This window comes from Klebsiella ornithinolytica NBRC 105727 = ATCC 31898, from assembly GCF_001598295.1.
GTDB classification, from domain to species: domain Bacteria; phylum Pseudomonadota; class Gammaproteobacteria; order Enterobacterales; family Enterobacteriaceae; genus Klebsiella; species Klebsiella ornithinolytica.
The window spans coordinates 335,800-353,277 of record NZ_BCYR01000003.1; the positions used below are offsets into that span (position 1 = coordinate 335,800).

The 17,478-nt window shown below is 59.4% G+C and carries 16 protein-coding genes; 10 read left to right on the forward strand and 6 right to left on the reverse strand.

Annotated elements, in window-relative coordinates:
* The first annotated feature begins 325 nt into the window (after positions 1–325).
* Positions 326–2,038, forward strand: a complete 1,713-nt coding sequence (locus tag ROR01S_RS09100; protein WP_064359361.1) for an ABC-F family ATP-binding cassette domain-containing protein — start codon at positions 326–328, stop codon at positions 2,036–2,038.
* A gap of 65 nt (positions 2,039–2,103) precedes the next feature.
* Here ROR01S_RS09100 and ROR01S_RS09105 read toward each other — a convergent pair whose 3' ends face one another.
* Positions 2,104–3,081 carry a bifunctional helix-turn-helix transcriptional regulator/GNAT family N-acetyltransferase gene (locus ROR01S_RS09105; RefSeq protein WP_064357069.1) on the reverse strand — a complete coding sequence of 326 codons (978 nt, stop codon included), beginning with the start codon at positions 3,079–3,081 and terminating at the stop codon, positions 2,104–2,106.
* Positions 3,082–3,282: 201 nt separating this feature from the next.
* Complete coding sequence (locus ROR01S_RS09110; RefSeq protein ID WP_004861761.1) at positions 3,283–3,882, reverse strand: inorganic diphosphatase; 600 nt, start codon at positions 3,880–3,882, stop codon at positions 3,283–3,285.
* 255 nt (positions 3,883–4,137) lie between these two features.
* Here ROR01S_RS09110 and adhP point away from each other — a divergent pair, with 255 nt between their 5' ends.
* The 7 genes from adhP (at position 4,138) to ROR01S_RS09145 (ending at position 12,469) form a co-directional block, all read left to right on the forward strand.
* Positions 4,138–5,148, forward strand: coding sequence for an alcohol dehydrogenase AdhP (gene adhP, locus ROR01S_RS09115; protein WP_004861757.1), 1,011 nt, complete (start codon positions 4,138–4,140; stop codon positions 5,146–5,148).
* Positions 5,149–5,353: 205 nt separating this feature from the next.
* Positions 5,354–6,976: a TIGR04028 family ABC transporter substrate-binding protein gene (locus ROR01S_RS09120; protein WP_064359362.1), complete on the forward strand. Its 1,623-nt coding sequence runs from the start codon at positions 5,354–5,356 to the stop codon at positions 6,974–6,976.
* Between the two features lie 10 nt (positions 6,977–6,986).
* Entirely contained in the window at positions 6,987–7,931 is a 945-nt protein-coding gene (locus ROR01S_RS09125; protein ID WP_004861753.1) for an ABC transporter permease, read from the forward strand.
* On the forward strand, positions 7,928–8,779 hold the full coding sequence (locus tag ROR01S_RS09130) for an ABC transporter permease (protein ID WP_004861751.1): 852 nt from the start codon (positions 7,928–7,930) through the stop codon (positions 8,777–8,779). The genes ROR01S_RS09125 and ROR01S_RS09130 overlap by 4 nt, the downstream gene beginning before the upstream one ends.
* Complete coding sequence (locus ROR01S_RS09135; protein ID WP_004861748.1) at positions 8,776–10,380, forward strand: dipeptide ABC transporter ATP-binding protein; 1,605 nt, start codon at positions 8,776–8,778, stop codon at positions 10,378–10,380. The genes ROR01S_RS09130 and ROR01S_RS09135 overlap by 4 nt, the downstream gene beginning before the upstream one ends.
* The gene (locus ROR01S_RS09140; protein ID WP_015584382.1) at positions 10,377–11,366 is read left to right on the forward strand and encodes a putative FMN-dependent luciferase-like monooxygenase; all 990 of its coding nucleotides are present in this window, start codon (positions 10,377–10,379) and stop codon (positions 11,364–11,366) included. Before ROR01S_RS09135 ends, ROR01S_RS09140 begins: the two co-directional genes overlap by 4 nt.
* Positions 11,367–11,374: 8 nt before the next feature.
* Positions 11,375–12,469, forward strand: coding sequence for an alkylhydroperoxidase domain protein (locus ROR01S_RS09145; protein WP_015584383.1), 1,095 nt, complete (start codon positions 11,375–11,377; stop codon positions 12,467–12,469).
* On the opposite strand, the gene araJ is transcribed toward ROR01S_RS09145, so the two are convergent.
* Positions 12,466–13,635 (reverse strand): MFS transporter AraJ, encoded by a 1,170-nt coding sequence (gene araJ, locus ROR01S_RS09150; RefSeq protein ID WP_004861738.1) that lies wholly within the window; start codon positions 13,633–13,635, stop codon positions 12,466–12,468. The two genes, ROR01S_RS09145 and araJ, sit on opposite strands and share 4 nt — an antisense overlap.
* Positions 13,636–13,852: 217 nt before the next feature.
* Positions 13,853–14,185, reverse strand: a complete 333-nt coding sequence (locus tag ROR01S_RS09155; protein ID WP_004861735.1) for a hypothetical protein — start codon at positions 14,183–14,185, stop codon at positions 13,853–13,855.
* Positions 14,186–14,485: 300 nt separating this feature from the next.
* Between ROR01S_RS09155 and ppk2 the strand changes: the two genes are divergently transcribed.
* Positions 14,486–15,304: a polyphosphate kinase 2 gene (gene ppk2 / locus ROR01S_RS09160; RefSeq protein WP_004861730.1), complete on the forward strand. Its 819-nt coding sequence runs from the start codon at positions 14,486–14,488 to the stop codon at positions 15,302–15,304.
* Positions 15,305–15,462: 158 nt separating this feature from the next.
* Positions 15,463–15,894, forward strand: coding sequence for a VOC family protein (locus tag ROR01S_RS09165; protein ID WP_044348267.1), 432 nt, complete (start codon positions 15,463–15,465; stop codon positions 15,892–15,894).
* A gap of 36 nt (positions 15,895–15,930) precedes the next feature.
* Here ROR01S_RS09165 and fdnI read toward each other — a convergent pair whose 3' ends face one another.
* Positions 15,931–16,599: a formate dehydrogenase-N subunit gamma gene (gene fdnI / locus ROR01S_RS09170; protein WP_004861726.1), complete on the reverse strand. Its 669-nt coding sequence runs from the start codon at positions 16,597–16,599 to the stop codon at positions 15,931–15,933.
* Complete coding sequence (gene fdxH / locus ROR01S_RS09175) at positions 16,592–17,476, reverse strand: formate dehydrogenase subunit beta (RefSeq protein ID WP_015584385.1); 885 nt, start codon at positions 17,474–17,476, stop codon at positions 16,592–16,594. The genes fdnI and fdxH overlap by 8 nt, the downstream gene beginning before the upstream one ends.
* Between the last annotated feature and the right edge of the window lie 2 nt (positions 17,477–17,478).

Sequence of the window (17,478 nt, forward strand, 5' to 3'; positions counted from 1 at the left end):
TCAAATCTACATGTCATGTGCAATTAAATAAAACAGTACCTTAAATTTCATTTAACTAGCCAAAACGTCTTTCTTCATCTACACTGCCTTCACCTGTCAACTCACTGAATGAAAAAGGAGGACCCCATGCTGTTATGTGAAATATCTATGTTTTCACTGACATTTGGTAATCGTCACTGCTCAAGCGTTATCGGTATCGTGCTGCGATAACTTCAGCTTGAGCGAAGACACCCCAGACTAATTCCCTTCCCTCGGGCTTACCGGGTTATCGTCAGCGATGTTTGACGAGGCGTTTTTACGCCTGTAACTCTTGAGTAAGTTCACTATGAGTACATTATTTAGCGCGCAATCTCTGCATGTTGAAACGGCATTCGGGCCGCTTTTCACCGACCTCTCCTTTACCCTGAAAAAAGGCGACCGCATCGGTCTGATCGGCCATAACGGCTGCGGCAAAAGTACCCTGCTGCAGGTGCTGGACGGCACGCTGACGCCCGCTGCCGGCAGCGTGGCGCTGGCGCACCATTGCCTGATGGCGCGGGTTGAACAGCACCTGCCGGATGCCCTGCTGCAACAATCGCTCATTGAGGTGGTTCTGGCGCGGCTTCCCGCCAGCGGGCGTGAACAACAGCGCTGGCAGGCAGAACGTCTGCTGGCAGAAATGGGCTTTACGACGGTGGCGTTCACCCAGCGAGCGGCAACGCTAAGCGGCGGGCAACATACCCGACTGCTGTTGGCCAGAGCGTTAATTCAGCAGCCGGATCTCCTGCTGCTTGACGAACCCGGCAACCATCTCGATCTGCCGACCCTGCTGTGGCTGGAAAGCTTCTTGCAAACCTGGCAGGGGAGCTTCGTGCTGGTGTCCCATGACCCCCTCTTACTGGATGCTGTAACTAATGCCAGTTGGATCCTGCGCGACAGAACCCTGCACGCCTTCTCTCTTCCCTGTAGCGCGGCGCGTCAGGCGCTGGCGGAACGGGACGAAAGCGATGCCCTGCGTCATAAAGCCGAGCAGCGAGAAATCGACCGCGTCACCACCAGCGCCAAACGGCTGGCAACCTGGGGACAGGTGTACGACAACGAAGATCTCTCGCGCAAAGCCAAACAGATGGAGAAACAGGTCGCGCGCCTGAAGGAGAGTCAAACCGAGCTGACCGCCGGCACGCCGTGGCGGCTGGCGCTGAACGGTGACGCCCTGCGGGCCGATCGTTTACTCGAAATTGAACAGCTGCCGGTGCCCCCGGCTCCGGGATTACCGGCCCTGTTCACCGCCGGGCTGGCGCGTCTGCGCAGCGGCGACCGGGTGGCGATTATGGGGCGCAACGGCGGCGGGAAATCGTCGTTGCTGCGCCTGCTGTGGCGGCAGATGCAGCAGGCGGCGCCGGATGTCGGCCTGCGTCTGCATCCACGATTACATCCGGGCTACTACGACCAGTCGCTGCATCAGCTGGCGGATAATGCCACGCTGCTGGAGGCGCTGGAGCGCTTCGAACCCGCCGGTGAACGCCGTAAGCGGGCGCTGATTTCCGCCGGTTTCAGCTGGAGCCGCCACGGGCAAAAGGTCAGCACCCTCAGCGGGGGCGAACGTTCCCGCTTGCTGTTTGTCGGGCTGTCGCTGGCGAGCTATAGCCTGCTTCTGCTGGATGAGCCCACCAACCATCTGGATATGGAAGGCAAAGAGGCGCTGGCTGCCTCGCTGCGCGAGTATTCCGGCGGTCTGCTGCTGGTCAGTCATGACCGTCAGTTGATAAGCCAGAGTTGTAACCGCTTCTGGCTGATTGATGATAACGGGCTGAGCGAGTGGCATAGCGCCGACGACGTTTACACCCGCCTGCGCGGCGGGGCGCCCCTGCCCGGGAGGCCCGCCGACGCGGATGCGACGACCACCGTCTCCGAAGACCATGACGCCCTGCTGGAACGGCTGATCGATCTGGAACAACGGCTGGCGGATGATGTATCGCGTAAACCTAAGCACCAGAAACCCCACCTGCAGGCGCAGTGGCGCGAGGAGATCGCGGCCATTACCGCCAGACTGAGTTAAAGGAGACTGAATCCCCGGCTAAGGTGGAGGCAGCTTAGCCGGGTGTACGCGGTCAAGGACGGTGGTTACGCCGACGCTGCATCCGCCGGGTATCGGCTGAACTGCTGTTCGGTCATCATCATCCCCCACTGATCGCCCTGCCACTCTTTATGTAACGTAAAGCCGAATGATTCATACAGCGCGCGCGCGGCGTCAAGCCCGCTGAAGGTCCACAGCTGAACGGCAGAAAACGCGCGACGGTCGCAAAAAGCCATCGCCTCGGCCAACAGACGTCGGCCAACGCCGCTGCCCCGACAGCTGTCGTCGAGAATAAACCAACGTAGATGCGCTTCGTTATTGCCCAGATCTTCACCATCGATGGCCACGGAGCCGACGATTTTGCCCTCCAGCACGGCCAGCCAGATCTGATTGCACTCTGCGTCAAGTCGGGCAGAAAACTCTGCCAGCCCGCTGGCGACCTTACCTTCGAAAAAGTGGCCGAACCCGTGGTGCCGGGCATAATATTCGCCGTGCATCTGCGCAATGCGGCCAATCATACCCGGCCGGTATCCGCGCACAATCGTCACGTTGTTTGCCGCAGCGGGCCTTGGTACGTCGCGGCATTTCGCCAGCGCCTGCGCGTACGCGGTCAGCCCCAGCGCCACGTTTTGCTGTTGTCCGGCATCTAGATGCATAAGCGCATCAATGACCCGCATCGCCCCGTAATCGTTAATCCGTCCGACCGTCCCTCGTCCCTGTTCCGTCAGTTCTAGTTGCTTGAAGCGGGCATCTTCGCCGTCGGGTTTTTCCTGCAGCTCGCCGGCGGCCAGCAGACGGGACAACATCCGACTGACGCTTGATTTCTCCAGGCCGAGGATCTGAACCAGCTGCGCGGCGGTCATCGCCCCGTGTGCGGAAATTTCCAGCAGCGTATGCACGGCGGAGGGTGAATAGTCGGTGGCTGCCAGCGTAGAATTCATGAAGCCGAGTTCACGAACCATCAGGCGGGAAGAGCGGCGTATTTCAGTGATGAGCGATTGGTTAATAAGCGATGGATGCGTCATGGCGATGGGTGCAGGTGAGTTAATAGTTGCACAATACAACCATTATTGCGTTCTCCCTGTCAATCCACGCCGCCATTCGGCCCGCGCACACGAACGGTATTTTCTTCCGGCTCATCGGCTCTTTGTCAGGATTAAACACGGTCGCAACGGGTCATTGCCCGGCTAAAAAAGTACAGGCACCGTGCGGTGCCTGTTTTTATCTTATTGTGGATTTTTGGCTTTCCACGCATCCCATGCCTGCTTAATCTCTTGTTTTGCCGCAGCGGCATCGTTAAAGCCGTTCAGCTCCACCTTTTTACGCCCGTCAGGCAGCTGCTTATAGACGCGGAAAAAGGCCTGCAGCCGCTCCTGCTCAATGGCAGGCAGGTCGCTGATATTCTTGATGTCATCATAGGTCGGATCGATTTTGCTCGCCGGCACGGCAATAATCTTATCGTCCTTTTCCCCACCATCGATCATCTTCAGGACGCCGATTGCCCGCAGCTTAATCAGCGTCCCCGGCGCCATCGGTGCACGCGTGTAGAACACCACGTCCAGCGGATCGCCGTCTCCCGCCAGCGACTGGGTCAGTGAACCGTAGTTAGCCGGATAGGCGACCGGCATCGACTGGAAACGATCGGCTATAATAAATCCCGTCTTCGCGTCGGTCTCATATTTGATGATACCGCCCGTCGGAATTTCCGTGACCGCGTAAAACTCTTCCGGGTTGTTCTCCGGCTGCGGAAAGTCCAGTACGTTGTGGGCCTGAGCGGCGGCAGACAGGAACAGCGATGCGGCGAGGATAGTTTTTACCAGATGCATTGTAGTATCACTCTGTTGTTATAAGAAATTTGCCTGTAACAGCCTGCCGCTTAGCCATGAACAGAATATGACGACCTCATTGCATAATTATTAACAGCCAAAATTCACACACATGCTCGAATTTTGCGCTATTAGTGCTGCTCTAAACCACATATTTCACTAGCTCCCTTGCATTCCTGACTATAAGGGTTAATCCTTAATGAGTATTATTTAAGAGTAAACACCCATTTTTTCTTCAAAATTCAAGGAGTAAACATGAAGGCAGCCGTTGTTACCCACGATCATCAGGTTGATGTGACGGAAAAAACACTGCGTCCCCTGCAACATGGAGAGGCGTTGTTGAAAATGGAGTGCTGTGGCGTATGCCATACCGACCTGCACGTGAAAAACGGCGATTTTGGCGATAAAACCGGCGTGATTCTGGGCCATGAAGGCGTGGGCGTTGTACAGCAGGTTGGTCCGGGCGTCACCTCCCTGAAACCGGGCGACCGCGCCAGCGTGGCGTGGTTCTTCGAAGGCTGTGGGCACTGCGATTACTGTAACAGCGGCAACGAAACGCTCTGCCGTTCGGTAAAAAATGCCGGTTACAGCGTAGACGGCGGCATGGCTGAAGAGTGCATCGTCACCGCTAACTATGCGGTCAAAGTGCCGGACGGCCTCGACTCTGCTGCCGCCAGCAGCATCACCTGCGCGGGTGTTACCACCTATAAAGCGGTGAAAGTTTCCCATATTAAACCGGGCCAATGGATTGCCATCTACGGTCTTGGTGGCCTCGGCAACCTGGCGCTGCAATATGCGAAAAACGTGTTCAATGCCAAAGTCATCGCCATCGACGTTAACGATGCGCAGCTGGCGCTGGCGGCCGAGATGGGCGCAGATCTGACCATTAACTCCCGCAATGAAGATGCGGCGAAGGTGATTCAGGAAAAAACCGGCGGCGCTCACGCGGCCGTCGTCACCGCTGTCGCCAAAGCGGCGTTTAACTCCGCCGTTGACGCCGTTCGCGCCGGAGGCCGCGTGGTGGCCGTTGGCCTGCCTCCGGAAGCCATGAGCCTCGATATTCCCCGTCTGGTACTGGATGGTATCGAAGTGGTGGGCTCGCTGGTCGGCACCCGTCAGGATCTGACCGAAGCCTTCCAGTTCGCGGCCGAAGGGAAAGTCGTTCCTAAAGTGACGCTGCGTCCGCTGGGCGACATCAACGCCATCTTTAAAGAGATGGAACAGGGGCAAATTCGCGGCCGTATGGTTATCGATTTCCGCCGCTAAGCCTCGCGCCTCTCCCGCTCAGGGAGAGGCCGTTTCATGACGCTGGCCATCCGGCATGAACGCATTCCTCCGGCTGTTACCCACATAGAATATTTCCCCGACGCGGTAAATGCCTTTTCCGCAAATGCTTAGCGCAATTCGTTGGTTCCTTTGTTTATATCCGCGCCCGATGATGGCAACACAATAGATAACAAAGGAATTCACCATGCAAAGCCGTTTTCGTCTGCCCGCGTTGGCAGCCCTCTTTTTATCCGGCGCTTTTTCCGCCTGGGCCGCCGATACGCCGGTCAAAGGCGGGACATTAATCTATCTGGAGCAGCAGCCGCACACCAATCTCTATCCACCGGCCGGAGGCTTCTACCCCAACGGCGGCATTCTCAATCAGATAACCGATAAGCTCACCTGGCAAAACCCGAAGACGCTGGCGGTTGAACCGTGGATTGCCGAGAGCTGGGTCACGAACGCCGACAAAACCGAATACACCTTTACGCTGCGTCCGGGCATCACCTTCTCCGACGGTACCCCGCTGGATGCCAACGCGGTGGCCAAAAATTTTGATACCTACGGTCTCGGCAATAAAGCCCACCGGCTGCCGGTCTCTGAAGTGATCAACAACTACGACCATAGCGAAGTCATCAATCCGCTAACGGTGAAGTTTTACTTCAAAAAACCGTCGCCAGGATTCCTGCAGGGTACCGCCACCATTGGCTCCGGGCTGGTCTCTCTCAGCACCTTGCAGCGTAATTTCGACGAGCTCGGCGACGCGCGCAATTTTATCGGCTCCGGACCCTTTATCGTTAAAGATGAAAAGCCGGGTCGCGAGCTGACGCTGGTCGCCCGTAAGGATTACCAGTGGGGGCCGAAAAACCTGGCTCAACAGGGGCCGGCCAACCTCGACGGCATTACCTTTATCGTCACTCCGGAAGACAGCGTGCGTATCGGGGCGTTACTGGCGGGTCAGGCCGACTTTATCCGCCAGGTCCAGGCCTACGATGAAAAGCAGGCGACCGACCAGGGATTCAGGATTTATGCCGCCCCCACCCGCGGCGTCAATGACAGCCTGAGTTTCCGCCCGGATAACCCGCTGGTGTCCGACCTGCGCGTCCGCCAGGCGCTGCTGCATGCCACCAATGCAAAACAGGTGGTTGATACGCTGTTCTCCGCCAACTACCCGCAGGCGACCTCGGCTATCGCCAGCACGGCGGCAGGTTATGTCAATCTGAGCGACAAGCTGACCTTCGATCAGGCCAAAGCCAGACAGTTGCTCGATGAAGCCGGATGGAAACCGGCCGCCGACGGGATCAGAGAGAAAGATGGCCAGCGCCTGGCGCTGACGGTCTATGAATCGCTGCCGCAGCCGCAAAACAAAGAGGTGCTCCAGCTGATCGCCCAGCAGTGGCGCCAGGTGGGGGCGGCGCTGAGCGTAAAAGCGGGCGATGCCGGTAGCCGGGTAATTGATAACCTCGATCCGCTGAAGACCCCGCTGACCGTTTCAGAAGTGGGTCGCGCCGACCCGGACGTGGTGAAAAGCATGTTCTTCCCGACCAACCGCGATGCCCTGCTGCAACAGGGCGGTTCCAGCGACAAAGTGCAGCACTTCCGCGACGATAAGCTTAACGATCTGCTGACCGCGATTTCCGCCGAAGTCGATGCGCAAAAACGCCTGCAGCTGACCGGCGATGCCCAGCGCTATCTGCTGGATAACGCCTACGTGATCCCGATATTTGAAGAGCCGCAGGTCTTTGCCGGCGCGCCGTGGGTGAAGGGCGTGAGTTTTGAAGCCGTTGGTCGTCCGTCGTTCTACGGCAGCTGGCTGGAAAAGCACTGAGGAGCATGGGATGAGCCATAACCTTCTGCGACGTCTGGGCCAGAGTTTACTGGTGCTGTGGGCGGCCTTCACCCTCTCCTTCGTGCTGCTGCAGGTGCTGCCGGGAGACGCGGTACTGATCAAGTTCCAGAATCCGGATCTGGGTCTCAGTCCGGCGCAAATCGCCGATATGCGTATCGCCTACGGCGCCGACAGCCCAATCTGGACGCAGTATTTCCACACCTTAGCGGCGATGCTGCAGGGGGATTTTGGCTACTCGTTACAGGCGGGTATTGCGGTCAGTACGCTGCTGGCCAGCAACCTGCCGGATACGCTCAGCCTCGCGATCCCGGCGTTTATACTGGCTATCGTGCTGGCCTTTAGCCTGGCCTTCGCCTCACGCCTGCCGGGGCTGCGCTGGCTGAGCAATACCTTACAATCTTTGCCGGTGCTGTTTATCTCGCTGCCGACCTTCTGGCTGGGCATTGCGCTGATTCAACTCTTCTCCTTCCAGCTGCGTTGGATCCCGGTGATCAACCCCGGCCCGCTACAGGGCCTGATACTGCCGATCATTGCCGTCGCGGTGCCCATTTCCGCCCCGCTGGCGCAGATCCTGATGCGCAGCATGGACCAGGTGGCCGCCCTGCCGTTTGTCGCCGTCGCCCGCGCCAAAGGGATGAGTGAAACCGGCGTCCTGTGGCGACACGTTACCGGCAACGCCCTGCTACCGGCGCTGAATATCGCCGGGCTGCTGCTGGGGGAGTTGATCGCCGGCGCATTGATTACCGAAACCGTCTTCGGCCGCGGCGGTCTGGGTCAACTGACCCAGCAGGCGGTCAACAATCAGGATATTGCCGTCTTACAGGCGGTGGTGATGATCTCCGCCCTCGCGTTTGTGTTGATTAACCTGCTGGTGGATCTGCTGATGCCGCTGTTCGATCCCCGCCTGAAAACAGTGACCGGAGGAGTGGTATGAGCCTCGTTGATTACGCTACCGCCGCCCGCCGGCGGGCGCCCGGCCGTCGACCGCTGCGTTTCCAGCCGGGGCTATGGCTCGCCTGGAGCATCATGATCGCCGCGCTGTTGATGGCGCTCGCCCCGCAGCTGTTCAGCGGCTATAACCCGCTTGAAGGGACCTCCGGCGCGCAGCGTCTGGCGCCGCAGGTCGGCCACTGGCTGGGAACCGACCAGCTGGGACGCGATCTGTGGACGCGGATCGTCTATGGCGCGGTCCACTCTCTTTCCGCCGCGCTGGCGGCCGTCGCTATCGGGCTGCTGGTCGGCACCGCGCTCGGTACGCTGGCCGGAGCCGTTGCCGGACGCGTCGAGTCGCTGGTGATGCGGCTGGTTGACGTCCTGCTGGCCATCCCGTCGCTGCTGCTGTCATTAACGGTGATTATCCTGCTTGGCTTCGGCACGCTGAACGCCGCGGTTGCCGTGGGCGTTGCCGCCATTGCCAGTTTTGCCCGCCTGGCGCGAGCGGAAGTAGTCCGCGTGCGGCACAGCGACTACGTCGAAGCGGCCTTTGGCAGCGGCGGCACTTTCTTCGCCGTCTTCTGGCGGCATATTTTACCTAATTCCCTCACCGCCGTACTGGCCTTCGCCACGCTGCAGTTTGGCCAGGCGATTCTCGCCCTCTCCACCCTGAGCTTTCTCGGCTACGGGACCCCGCCGCCGGTGCCGGAATGGGGGCTGCTGATTGCCGAAGGTCGTAACTATCTCTCAACCGCCTGGTGGCTGACCACCTTTCCCGGCGTGGCGGTCGTCGCGGTGGTGCTGGCGGCCAACCGCATCAGCCGTCAATTTAGCGGAGAGCGCTCATGAACGTATTACGCGTGGAAAACCTGCGCATCAGCTACCGCTCGCAGCACCGCTGGCAGGAAGTGGTGCATAACGTCAGTTTCAGCCTGCAACGCGGTGAAATGCTGGCATTTGTCGGGGAGTCGGGTTCCGGCAAAACCACCACCGCCCAGGCCATTATCGGCCTGCTGGCGAACAATGCCCGACGCGACAGTGGACGAGTGGAGATCAATGGCGAGGATATCAGCGGCTGGTCGGGGAAACGACTTGATAGTCTGCGCGGCACGCGCATCAGTCTGGTCCCGCAGGACCCGGGCAACTCCCTGAACCCGGTACAAACGATCGGCGCGCAGGTTGGCGAAATTCTGCGTCTGCACCAGAAAGAGCCCGCCGCCGTACGTAAGCAGCAGGTGCTGGCCCTGCTGAGCAAAGTTGGTCTCAGCCACCCCGAACAGCGTTTTCATCAGTATCCGCATCAGCTCTCCGGCGGCATGAAGCAGCGGGTGTTAATTGCGATCGCCATTGCCCTGAAGCCGGACTTGATCATTGCCGACGAGCCAACCAGCGCCCTCGATGTCACCGTACAAAAACGTATTCTCGACCTCCTCGATACCCTGCGCCGGGAGTCCGGGACGGCGGTACTGCTCGTCACCCACGATCTGGCGCTGGCGGCGCAGCGTGCCGACCGGCTGCTGGTTTTTCGCCACGGAGAAATTCAGGAACAGGGCATTACGGCGGATGTTATCCGCGCACCGCAACACGCCTACACTCGCCAGCTGTTGAGCGATCTGCAGGGAATCCAGCCGACAATAGGGGCAGCGCAGCGCCGCCATCCGGCGACGGCCGCTATCCGGGTCGCGGATATCAGTAAACGTTTTTCGCTGGGCGACGCCGGGCTGCAGGCGCTTGACGCCGTCAGCTTTGAGGTGAAACGCGGTACAACCCATGCGTTAGTGGGTGAATCAGGTTCGGGCAAAACCACGCTGGCGCGGATTCTGCTCGGATTTGAACAGGCCGATCGCGGCCACATCGCCATCGATGGTATCGATGCCGGTCATTTAAGTCGCGAGGCGCAGCGTCAGCTGCGGCGTAAAATTCAGTTCGTCTACCAGAACCCGTTCGCCTCGCTCGACCCGCGTCAGACCCTGTTTGAGATTATCGAAGAGCCGCTGAAAAATTTCGAACCGCTGAGCCCGGCCATCCGTCGTGCCCGGGTCGAGGCGGTTGCCGCCCGGGTCGCACTGGCGCCGGAGCTGCTGACGCGGACCGCCCGCGAGCTTTCCGGCGGCCAGCGCCAGCGGGTCGCCATTGCCCGGGCGCTGGTGCTGGAGCCGACGATTCTGGTCCTCGACGAAGCGACTTCCGCGCTGGATGTCACGGTGCAGGCGCAGATTCTGGCCCTGCTTCAGCAGCTCCAGCAACAGCTGGGGCTGACCTATCTGTTTATCACCCACGACCTGGCGACGGTGCGTCGCATCGCGCAGAGCGTCACGGTACTGCGCGCCGGTCAGGTTGTGGAATACGGCGAGGTCAACCGCCTGTTTAGCCAGCCGCAGCACGACTATACCCGTGAACTCATCGCCGCTATTCCCCACCTGTCCACTCTGAGCAAGGAGATCGCATGACGCGTAAACGCCTGGGTTTTTTCACCCGCCTGCTGGACTCTGCCCCTGCGCAAGAGCGCTACCGGCTGGCAACCGAACAGATTCGCCACGCCGAACGTCTCGGCTTTGACAGCGCGTGGATTGCCCAGCATCACTTCCACGAGCATGAAGGCGGCCTGCCTTCGCCGCTGGTCTTTCTCGCCCACGTGGCGGCACAGACCGAACATATTCGCCTCGGTACCGCCATTATTACGCTGCCGATGGAGAACGCACTGCGGGTCGCCGAAGACGCGGCGGTGCTGGATCTCCTGGCCAACGGGCGTCTTGAAGTCGGCTTTGGCTCCGGCGGTACGCCCACTTCATTTCTGCCGTTTGGCTTAACCAGCGAACAGCGGGGCGCCGCCTTTGCCGATAATCTGCATCTGATCCACAGCGCCTGGCGCGGTGATTCACTGGCCCATCCAGAAAACCATCTCTACCCGCCGGCGCCGCAGCTGGCTGAACGGATCTGGATAGCGACGTTTTCAATTGACGGTGCCATTCGCGCCGGTCAGGCCGGTCACGGCCTGATGCTCTCCCGCACGCAGCCGCGCCCGCCCGGGCAGCCATATTTAGCGCTTGATGCCATCCAGAATCCGCTGATCGATGCCTACCTCGCGGCGCTGCCCGCCGGCAAAGCGCCAAGGATCCTCGCCTCGCGCACCGCCTTTATTGCCGACAGCCAGGAGTACGCTCTGCAGGTTGCAGCACCCGGATTACGCCAGCAGGCGGCGGCGCATCGCGCCGCCGGGCATGAAATAATCGGTGACACTGTCACCGACCATCTGTCGCAACTGGATGCCCACGTCGGGGATGTCGAACATGTACAGGCGTCTCTGGCGCGGGACAGCGTGCTGGCCCGCGTCACCGATATTTCGTTCCAGGTCCACTCCGTTGAGCCCGCGCACCGTGACACGCTGCGTTCCCTTGAGCTGATCGCTCAGCATATCGCCCCGCAACTAAGGTAGGAGTCACCATGACACTGAGTCAGGATATTTTGGCAGAGCTGGCAGAGATTTCCCCGGGTTCCCCGTTAGCCGAGGCCCGGGCCGTGCGCGACGCAGCGACCCGCCATGCGCAGGGCAGCTATGAGGTGCTGTTCAGCCAGCAGGATGAAGATTTTCCACCCGATGAGCGTTTTGCCGTCGCCGCCAAAGTGGCGAAACTGCATCAGGCCGATGCGCTGGCCGCCCACTATGCCGGTTTTGGCCTCGCCGACCCGACCTCCGCGCGGCTGACACCGGCGCTGGCGTTTGCCCGCCTGTTAACCTTCAGCCCGGTGGAGGCCACGCCCTCGGCGCTGCAGGCGCTTACCCGCGGCGGCTGGACCCCGCGGGGGATAGTCACCCTCGCCCAGCTGATCGCCTTCGTCAGCTTCCAGAGCCGGTTGCTCAATGGTCTGCGGTTATTGAACGGCAAACCCTTTGCCAGCGCCGATACGCCGGTGGCGGCCGGTTTCTGGCATACCACCCGGCAAACGGTCAGCGGTAGGCCGGCCCCGGGACATTTCACCCGAGATGAGCTCAACTGGGAGCCCTGGCTTGAGGCCAAACCGCTGGAAGCCTTCAACGACGACGAACGGGCGATTCTGGCGAAATTTGGCCATACGGATTCCCCCTACTTCCGGCTGCTGGCGCGCAATCAGCCGGTGCTGGAGCAGCGTACGCTGACCGACAAAGGCATCTTCTACACTCCAGGCGGTCTGCCGCGTGCGGAACGGGAGCTGGCCGCCACGGTCGCCAGTAAAGTTAACGGCTGTATTTATTGCGCATCGGTCCATGCCCGCAAGGCGGCGCAGCTGGCAAAAGATGAGAGTGCGATAGAAACGCTGCTGGCGGTGACGCCGGGGGAAACATTGAGCGACGGCCAGTCGCCGCGCTGGCGGGCGGAAATAGACTTTGCCGCCGCCCTTTCCGTCACGCCGCCAGCCCTGACCACAGCGCATCTTCATGGCCTTGAAGAACAGGGGCTGGACACGCTGGCCCAGCTCGATTTACTGCAATCGGCGGCCTTTTTCGCATGGGCTAACCGCCTGATGTTGACCCTTGGCGAACCGTGGGAAACCGATTAATTCACCGCGCCCGCCGCGATGCGGTTTCGCTGGCCGCGGGCGTAAATCAACAGGGATGTCATGGCCAGGAAGGAGAGTAACGCCGCCGGGAGCGCAATCGCATTCCAGCCAAAGCCCGAGGTAATCATCATCCCGCCGCAAAATGCGCCGATCGCGCTGCCGAGGTTGAAGGCTATCTGCCCGCCGGCCGCCCCCAGCATCTCTCCGCCCCGCGCATTCTGTAGCAATAAGATTTGCAGCGGCGCCGCCAGCGCAAAGAGTCCGGCGCAGCACAAAAATGCCAGCAGCAGCGATGCCGTTTTATGGTCGCCAAAGAGAAAGATCAGCAGCATCACCACCACAATGGCGCCGTCGGTGGCGGCCGCAATGCGCAGCGGGCTGTAGCGAGCGGAGATTTTCCCGCTCAGCAGATTACCGATAACCATCCCCAGCCCTACCAGCATCATGATGGCGATCATCGCGCTTTCGGAAAATCCGGAGACATGGATCATAAAGGGTTTGATGTAGCTGAACCACGTAAACACCCCGGCGTTGCCAAACAGGGTCGCGGCAAAAATAAGCCACGGCGCAGGCGACGATAAGAAGTGAAACTGCTCCCGCAGCCGCGATGTGGATCGGTCAAAGACGGTCGGTACCCACCAGAGAATCGACATCAGCACCGCCACGTTGAAGACGGCAATGCCCAGAAAGGTATAGCGCCAGCTGAACTGATGCCCAAGCCATGTCCCGGCGGGGACGCCGACCAGGTTAGCCACCGTCATCCCGGCAATCATTCCCGCCACCGCAGCTGTCACTTTACCCGGCGGCGCCACCTTCGACAGAATAATCGCCCCGACGCCGAAAAAGGCGCCATGCGGGAAGCCGGACACCAGCCGCCCTGTCGCCAGCATGAAATAGCTGGAAGAAAAGGTAAACAAGGTATTCCCGACAATACAGAGCGCCGCGAGAAACAGCATCACCGACTTTAATGAAAAGCGGCTGGAAAACAGCGCCATCACCGGCGCGCCAATCACCACCCCGAAGGCATACCAGGCGATCATGTTGCCGGCGACAGGAATGGAGACCCCGACATCGTGAGCAATTTCCGGCAACACACCCATAATGCCAAATTCCGCCATGCCCAGGCCAAACGTACCCAGCGCGAGCGAAAAAATCGTCTTTTTCATTCAGTTAATCACGTAGTTTGGATTTTTGGCCGGCATTATTGACCATTCAGGATCGGCAAACCAGACAAAAACGTCCGCTGACCCGTTTGTCCATAAAATAGCGCGATCCCTGCATGTGAGTCTGGGGGCGGGAGAGATGAATTGGAGAGGATGGCCGGCGCGTCGGCGTGACGCAGAGGCAGTCAGCCGTATCGCAGCGCAATACGGCTGGAGAGCGTTAGTGGGTCGCTTTCCCGATCATGCCGCCGGCCCCGGCGCCCAGCGCCGCGCCCTGCAGCACGCTGTTGCCGGAAACGGCTGCGGCGCCCGCTCCGACTGCGGCGCCGATGGCCCCGCCGGTACGTGCGGCTTTGCCTTTGTCGCCGTGTTCAGTCATGGCGCCGATACCGCCACCGACGACCGCGCCTTGTACCGTAGAGCGCACGCTTTTTCCGCTTAGCGCCCCCACGGCGGCCCCCGCCACGGCGCCACCGGCCGTTTTATCCATCGCGCTGACGGAAAAGGTCAGTGCGCATCCCAAAAAAATGGCTATACCGTTCGCTGTTTTCATCGGTCAATTCCTTTTTAGTTCGCTCCCGAAGGCGTTCACGCCAGCCCTACGGGCAATCCTCAGGAGCCAGACCTCGCGGTCTGATGGCAAAGAGTCGGCAAACGGTATGCGCTCGCTGGCGGAATGAAAAGAGAAAACTTGTCCAAATCTGGACAAGTTTCATGCCTTCTGCCGCGTGACGCCTTGCCGCTTTCAGCCGTTAACCCGCGGAATTGTCATAATGTCCGCCACTCTGGCCCGGGGTGATTACACTTTACGGTACACGGGTCCCATTTCCCCTCTCAGAACGGAGCGATAGCCATGGGAAACAACAAGAAGGCCAAGGGTGTAGCGGGTTCGACCAAAATGAAGCCGCTTGGCGACAAAGAGTATGAAAAAGCGCTGCGCAAGCTCCACGTTGAGCTGGTTAAATTGCAGCAGTGGGTGGTCAGTCAGGGACTGAAGGTCTGCATTGTCTTTGAAGGCCGCGATGGCGCCGGTAAAGGTGGCACCATCAAAGCGATCACCGAGCGGGTCAGCCCGCGTGTGTTCCGGGTGATCGCCCTGCCGGCACCGACCGACAAGGAGAAGACCCAGCTCTATTTTCAACGCTATATCCCGCATCTGCCGGCCGCCGGAGAAATCGTCATTTTCGACCGCAGCTGGTATAACCGGGCCGGCGTTGAACGGGTGATGGGATTTTGCAGCGCCGACGAAGTGGAAAAATTCCTTGCAGGCGCGCCGCTGGTAGAGCGGTCGATGGTGGAGTCCGGCATCATCCTGCTCAAATACTGGCTCGAGGTGACGCCGGAAGAGCAGGAACGTCGGCTGCGCGACCGCATCGATGACGGGCGAAAAATCTGGAAATTATCACCGATGGATATCAAGTCATTTAACCGCTGGGATGAGTACACGCAGGCCAGGGATGCGATGTTTGCCGCCACCGACACCTCCTGGGCGCCGTGGTTTGTCGCCCGTTCGGAAGAGAAGAAGCGCGTGCGCCTGAATATCATTACGCATCTGCTGTCGCAGATCCCCTATAAGAGCGTCCATACCGAACCGGTCAAATTACCCAAACGTAAAATTGGCAAAGTGAAAACGGCCGATTACCCTTTCCGTTTTATTGCCGAGCGTTTCTGAGCCCGGACTCCGCCTTGTCCGCCTCGGCCCTTCGGTGCCGGGGCGGGCAAGGCCCCCCTTTTCTGGGGAGCTCAAATCGACAAATCCGCCGTTTACCTCAAGTTAACTTCAGGTATTACCCTTAACGCATCCTCGTCAGACCACAATAAGGACATGATATGCATGAGATTGACAGCGGTTTTACCCACGTCGCCTTTATGGTGCGGGATCTCGACAGGAGCATCGATTTTTATACCCGTTATACCGCCATGCAGGTGATTCACCGGCGCTCGCCGAATCTTCCCTCCGCACGCCACGTGGCGTGGTTAAGCGATCGTACCCGCTTATTCGCCCTGGTGCTGGTGCAGGCGGACGAGCCGACCGATACCCCGCTGGGGCCGTTTGGTCATTTAGGTGTCGCCTGCGCGACCAAAGCGGAGATCGACGGGAAAACCGCGATGGCGCGGCGGGAGGGCGTGCTGAGAAAGGAGCCGGAGCAACTTGGGGAACCGGTGGGCTATTACGTTTTTTTCCGCGACCCGGATGGCAATACGCTGGAACTCTCTTACGGCCAGCGCGTTGGGCTGGAAGTCCTGCGTAGCGAGAGCTGAAAGCACATGGCGCGACCAGGTCGCGCCATGAAACGGTCAAGAACGGCGGGACGAGATGCCTTCCGAACTCTCTTTTTTCGCTTCCAGGCGCTCAACCTCGCGATACCAGCGCGGGTGGTGTTTCTTCGCCCAGCGACGGCTGACTTTCCCTTCGACCATCCCCTTAATCGACCCTTTCACCCAGAATGCCATATACATATGGATCAGGATGGCGTGAATCAAAATAATCGCCGAGGTGGCGTGAATCAGCAGGCTGTAGCGAATGACCTGGATCGGGAAGAAAGGGGCAAACCAGGGACGCCAGATGATCACCCCGGTCACCAGCAGCACGAAAATCATGCTCATGATGGTCCAGAACATCATCTTCTGCCCGGCATTATATTTGCCGACGCGGGCCACCTTATGCTCATTGCCCTTCAGCACTTCAACAATGCCCTTCAGCCACGGGATGTCCTGCTTGTCCGGAATGTTATGGTGGACAAAGCGTACAAACATAAACATCAGCGCAATGAAGATAGCCACGCCGAAGAAGGGATGCAAAATGCGCCCCATCTGCGGCGTACCGAAGGTTTCCGTCAGCCACTGCAGCGTCGGGAAAAAGAACGAGATCCCGGAGAGCGCCACCAGAAAGAAGCAGATAACCACCGTCCAGTGACAGGCGCGATCGATAAACTTTGTGCGCACAATCATTTTCGATTTATTCATCATGCTCCTCCTCGTCGTCATCCACTTCCTTGTTCGGCCCGATGCCGATGTAGTGATAAATCAACCCGGCAAAGGTAGCGATAAAACCGGCCGCTGACAGCGGTTTCAGCGCCCCTTTCCACAGATTAATACTGGTATCAATCTGCGGCTCTTTCGGCAAATTGTGGTACAACTCAGGCTGGTCAGCATGGTGCAGGACGTACATCACGTGGGTACCGCCCACCCCCTGCGGGTTGTATACCCCGGCCTGTGAATAGCCGCGCGCTTTCAGCTTGTTGACCCGCTCCTGCGCGACCTCCAGCATCTCCTTCTTGCTGCCAAAATGGATGGCGCCGGTCGGGCAGGTTTTCACGCACGCCGGTTCCTGACCGACGCTAACGCGATCCACGCAGAGGGTACATTTATAGACCCGGTTATCCTCTTTATTGAGACGCGGGACATTAAACGGACAGCCGGCAATGCAGTAGCCGCAGCCGATGCAGTTCTCCTGCTGAAAATCGACGATGCCGTTGGCGTACTGAATAATCGCGCCGGCGGAAGGACAGGCTTTCAGACAGCCTGGCTCCTCGCAGTGCATGCAGCCATCTTTACGGATCAGCCACTCCAGCTTGCCGTTCTGCTCGGTTTCGCTAAAGCGCATCACCGTCCAGGATTTTGCGCTCAGGTCCGCCGGGTTATCGTACACCCCGACGCAATGCCCCACCTCGTCGCGGATATCGTTCCACTCGGAACAGGCCACCTGGCAGGCTTTGCAGCCCACGCAGGAGGAGACATCAATTAGCTTAGCCACTTCCGCCTTGTAGTCCCGCGCACGCGGCGCGGGGGTTATCGGGTTGGTAGCGGAGCGCTTAATAATGTCTTGTGTTTCCATCGCCATTG

Bases quoted from the DNA above. Each gene is read 5' to 3' on its own strand.
- ROR01S_RS09100 (WP_064359361.1), top strand. From the start codon at position 326: ATGAGTACATTATTTAGCGCGCAATCTCTGCATGTTGAAACGGCATTC.
- ROR01S_RS09105 (WP_064357069.1), bottom strand. From the start codon at position 3,081: ATGACGCATCCATCGCTTATTAACCAATCGCTCATCACTGAAATACGC.
- ROR01S_RS09110 (WP_004861761.1), bottom strand. From the start codon at position 3,882: ATGCATCTGGTAAAAACTATCCTCGCCGCATCGCTGTTCCTGTCTGCC.
- adhP (WP_004861757.1), top strand. From the start codon at position 4,138: ATGAAGGCAGCCGTTGTTACCCACGATCATCAGGTTGATGTGACGGAA.
- ROR01S_RS09120 (WP_064359362.1), top strand. From the start codon at position 5,354: ATGCAAAGCCGTTTTCGTCTGCCCGCGTTGGCAGCCCTCTTTTTATCC.
- ROR01S_RS09125 (WP_004861753.1), top strand. From the start codon at position 6,987: ATGAGCCATAACCTTCTGCGACGTCTGGGCCAGAGTTTACTGGTGCTG.
- ROR01S_RS09130 (WP_004861751.1), top strand. From the start codon at position 7,928: ATGAGCCTCGTTGATTACGCTACCGCCGCCCGCCGGCGGGCGCCCGGC.
- ROR01S_RS09135 (WP_004861748.1), top strand. From the start codon at position 8,776: ATGAACGTATTACGCGTGGAAAACCTGCGCATCAGCTACCGCTCGCAG.
- ROR01S_RS09140 (WP_015584382.1), top strand. From the start codon at position 10,377: ATGACGCGTAAACGCCTGGGTTTTTTCACCCGCCTGCTGGACTCTGCC.
- ROR01S_RS09145 (WP_015584383.1), top strand. From the start codon at position 11,375: ATGACACTGAGTCAGGATATTTTGGCAGAGCTGGCAGAGATTTCCCCG.
- araJ (WP_004861738.1), bottom strand. From the start codon at position 13,635: ATGAAAAAGACGATTTTTTCGCTCGCGCTGGGTACGTTTGGCCTGGGC.
- ROR01S_RS09155 (WP_004861735.1), bottom strand. From the start codon at position 14,185: ATGAAAACAGCGAACGGTATAGCCATTTTTTTGGGATGCGCACTGACC.
- ppk2 (WP_004861730.1), top strand. From the start codon at position 14,486: ATGGGAAACAACAAGAAGGCCAAGGGTGTAGCGGGTTCGACCAAAATG.
- ROR01S_RS09165 (WP_044348267.1), top strand. From the start codon at position 15,463: ATGCATGAGATTGACAGCGGTTTTACCCACGTCGCCTTTATGGTGCGG.
- fdnI (WP_004861726.1), bottom strand. From the start codon at position 16,599: ATGAATAAATCGAAAATGATTGTGCGCACAAAGTTTATCGATCGCGCC.
- fdxH (WP_015584385.1), bottom strand. From the start codon at position 17,476: ATGGCGATGGAAACACAAGACATTATTAAGCGCTCCGCTACCAACCCG.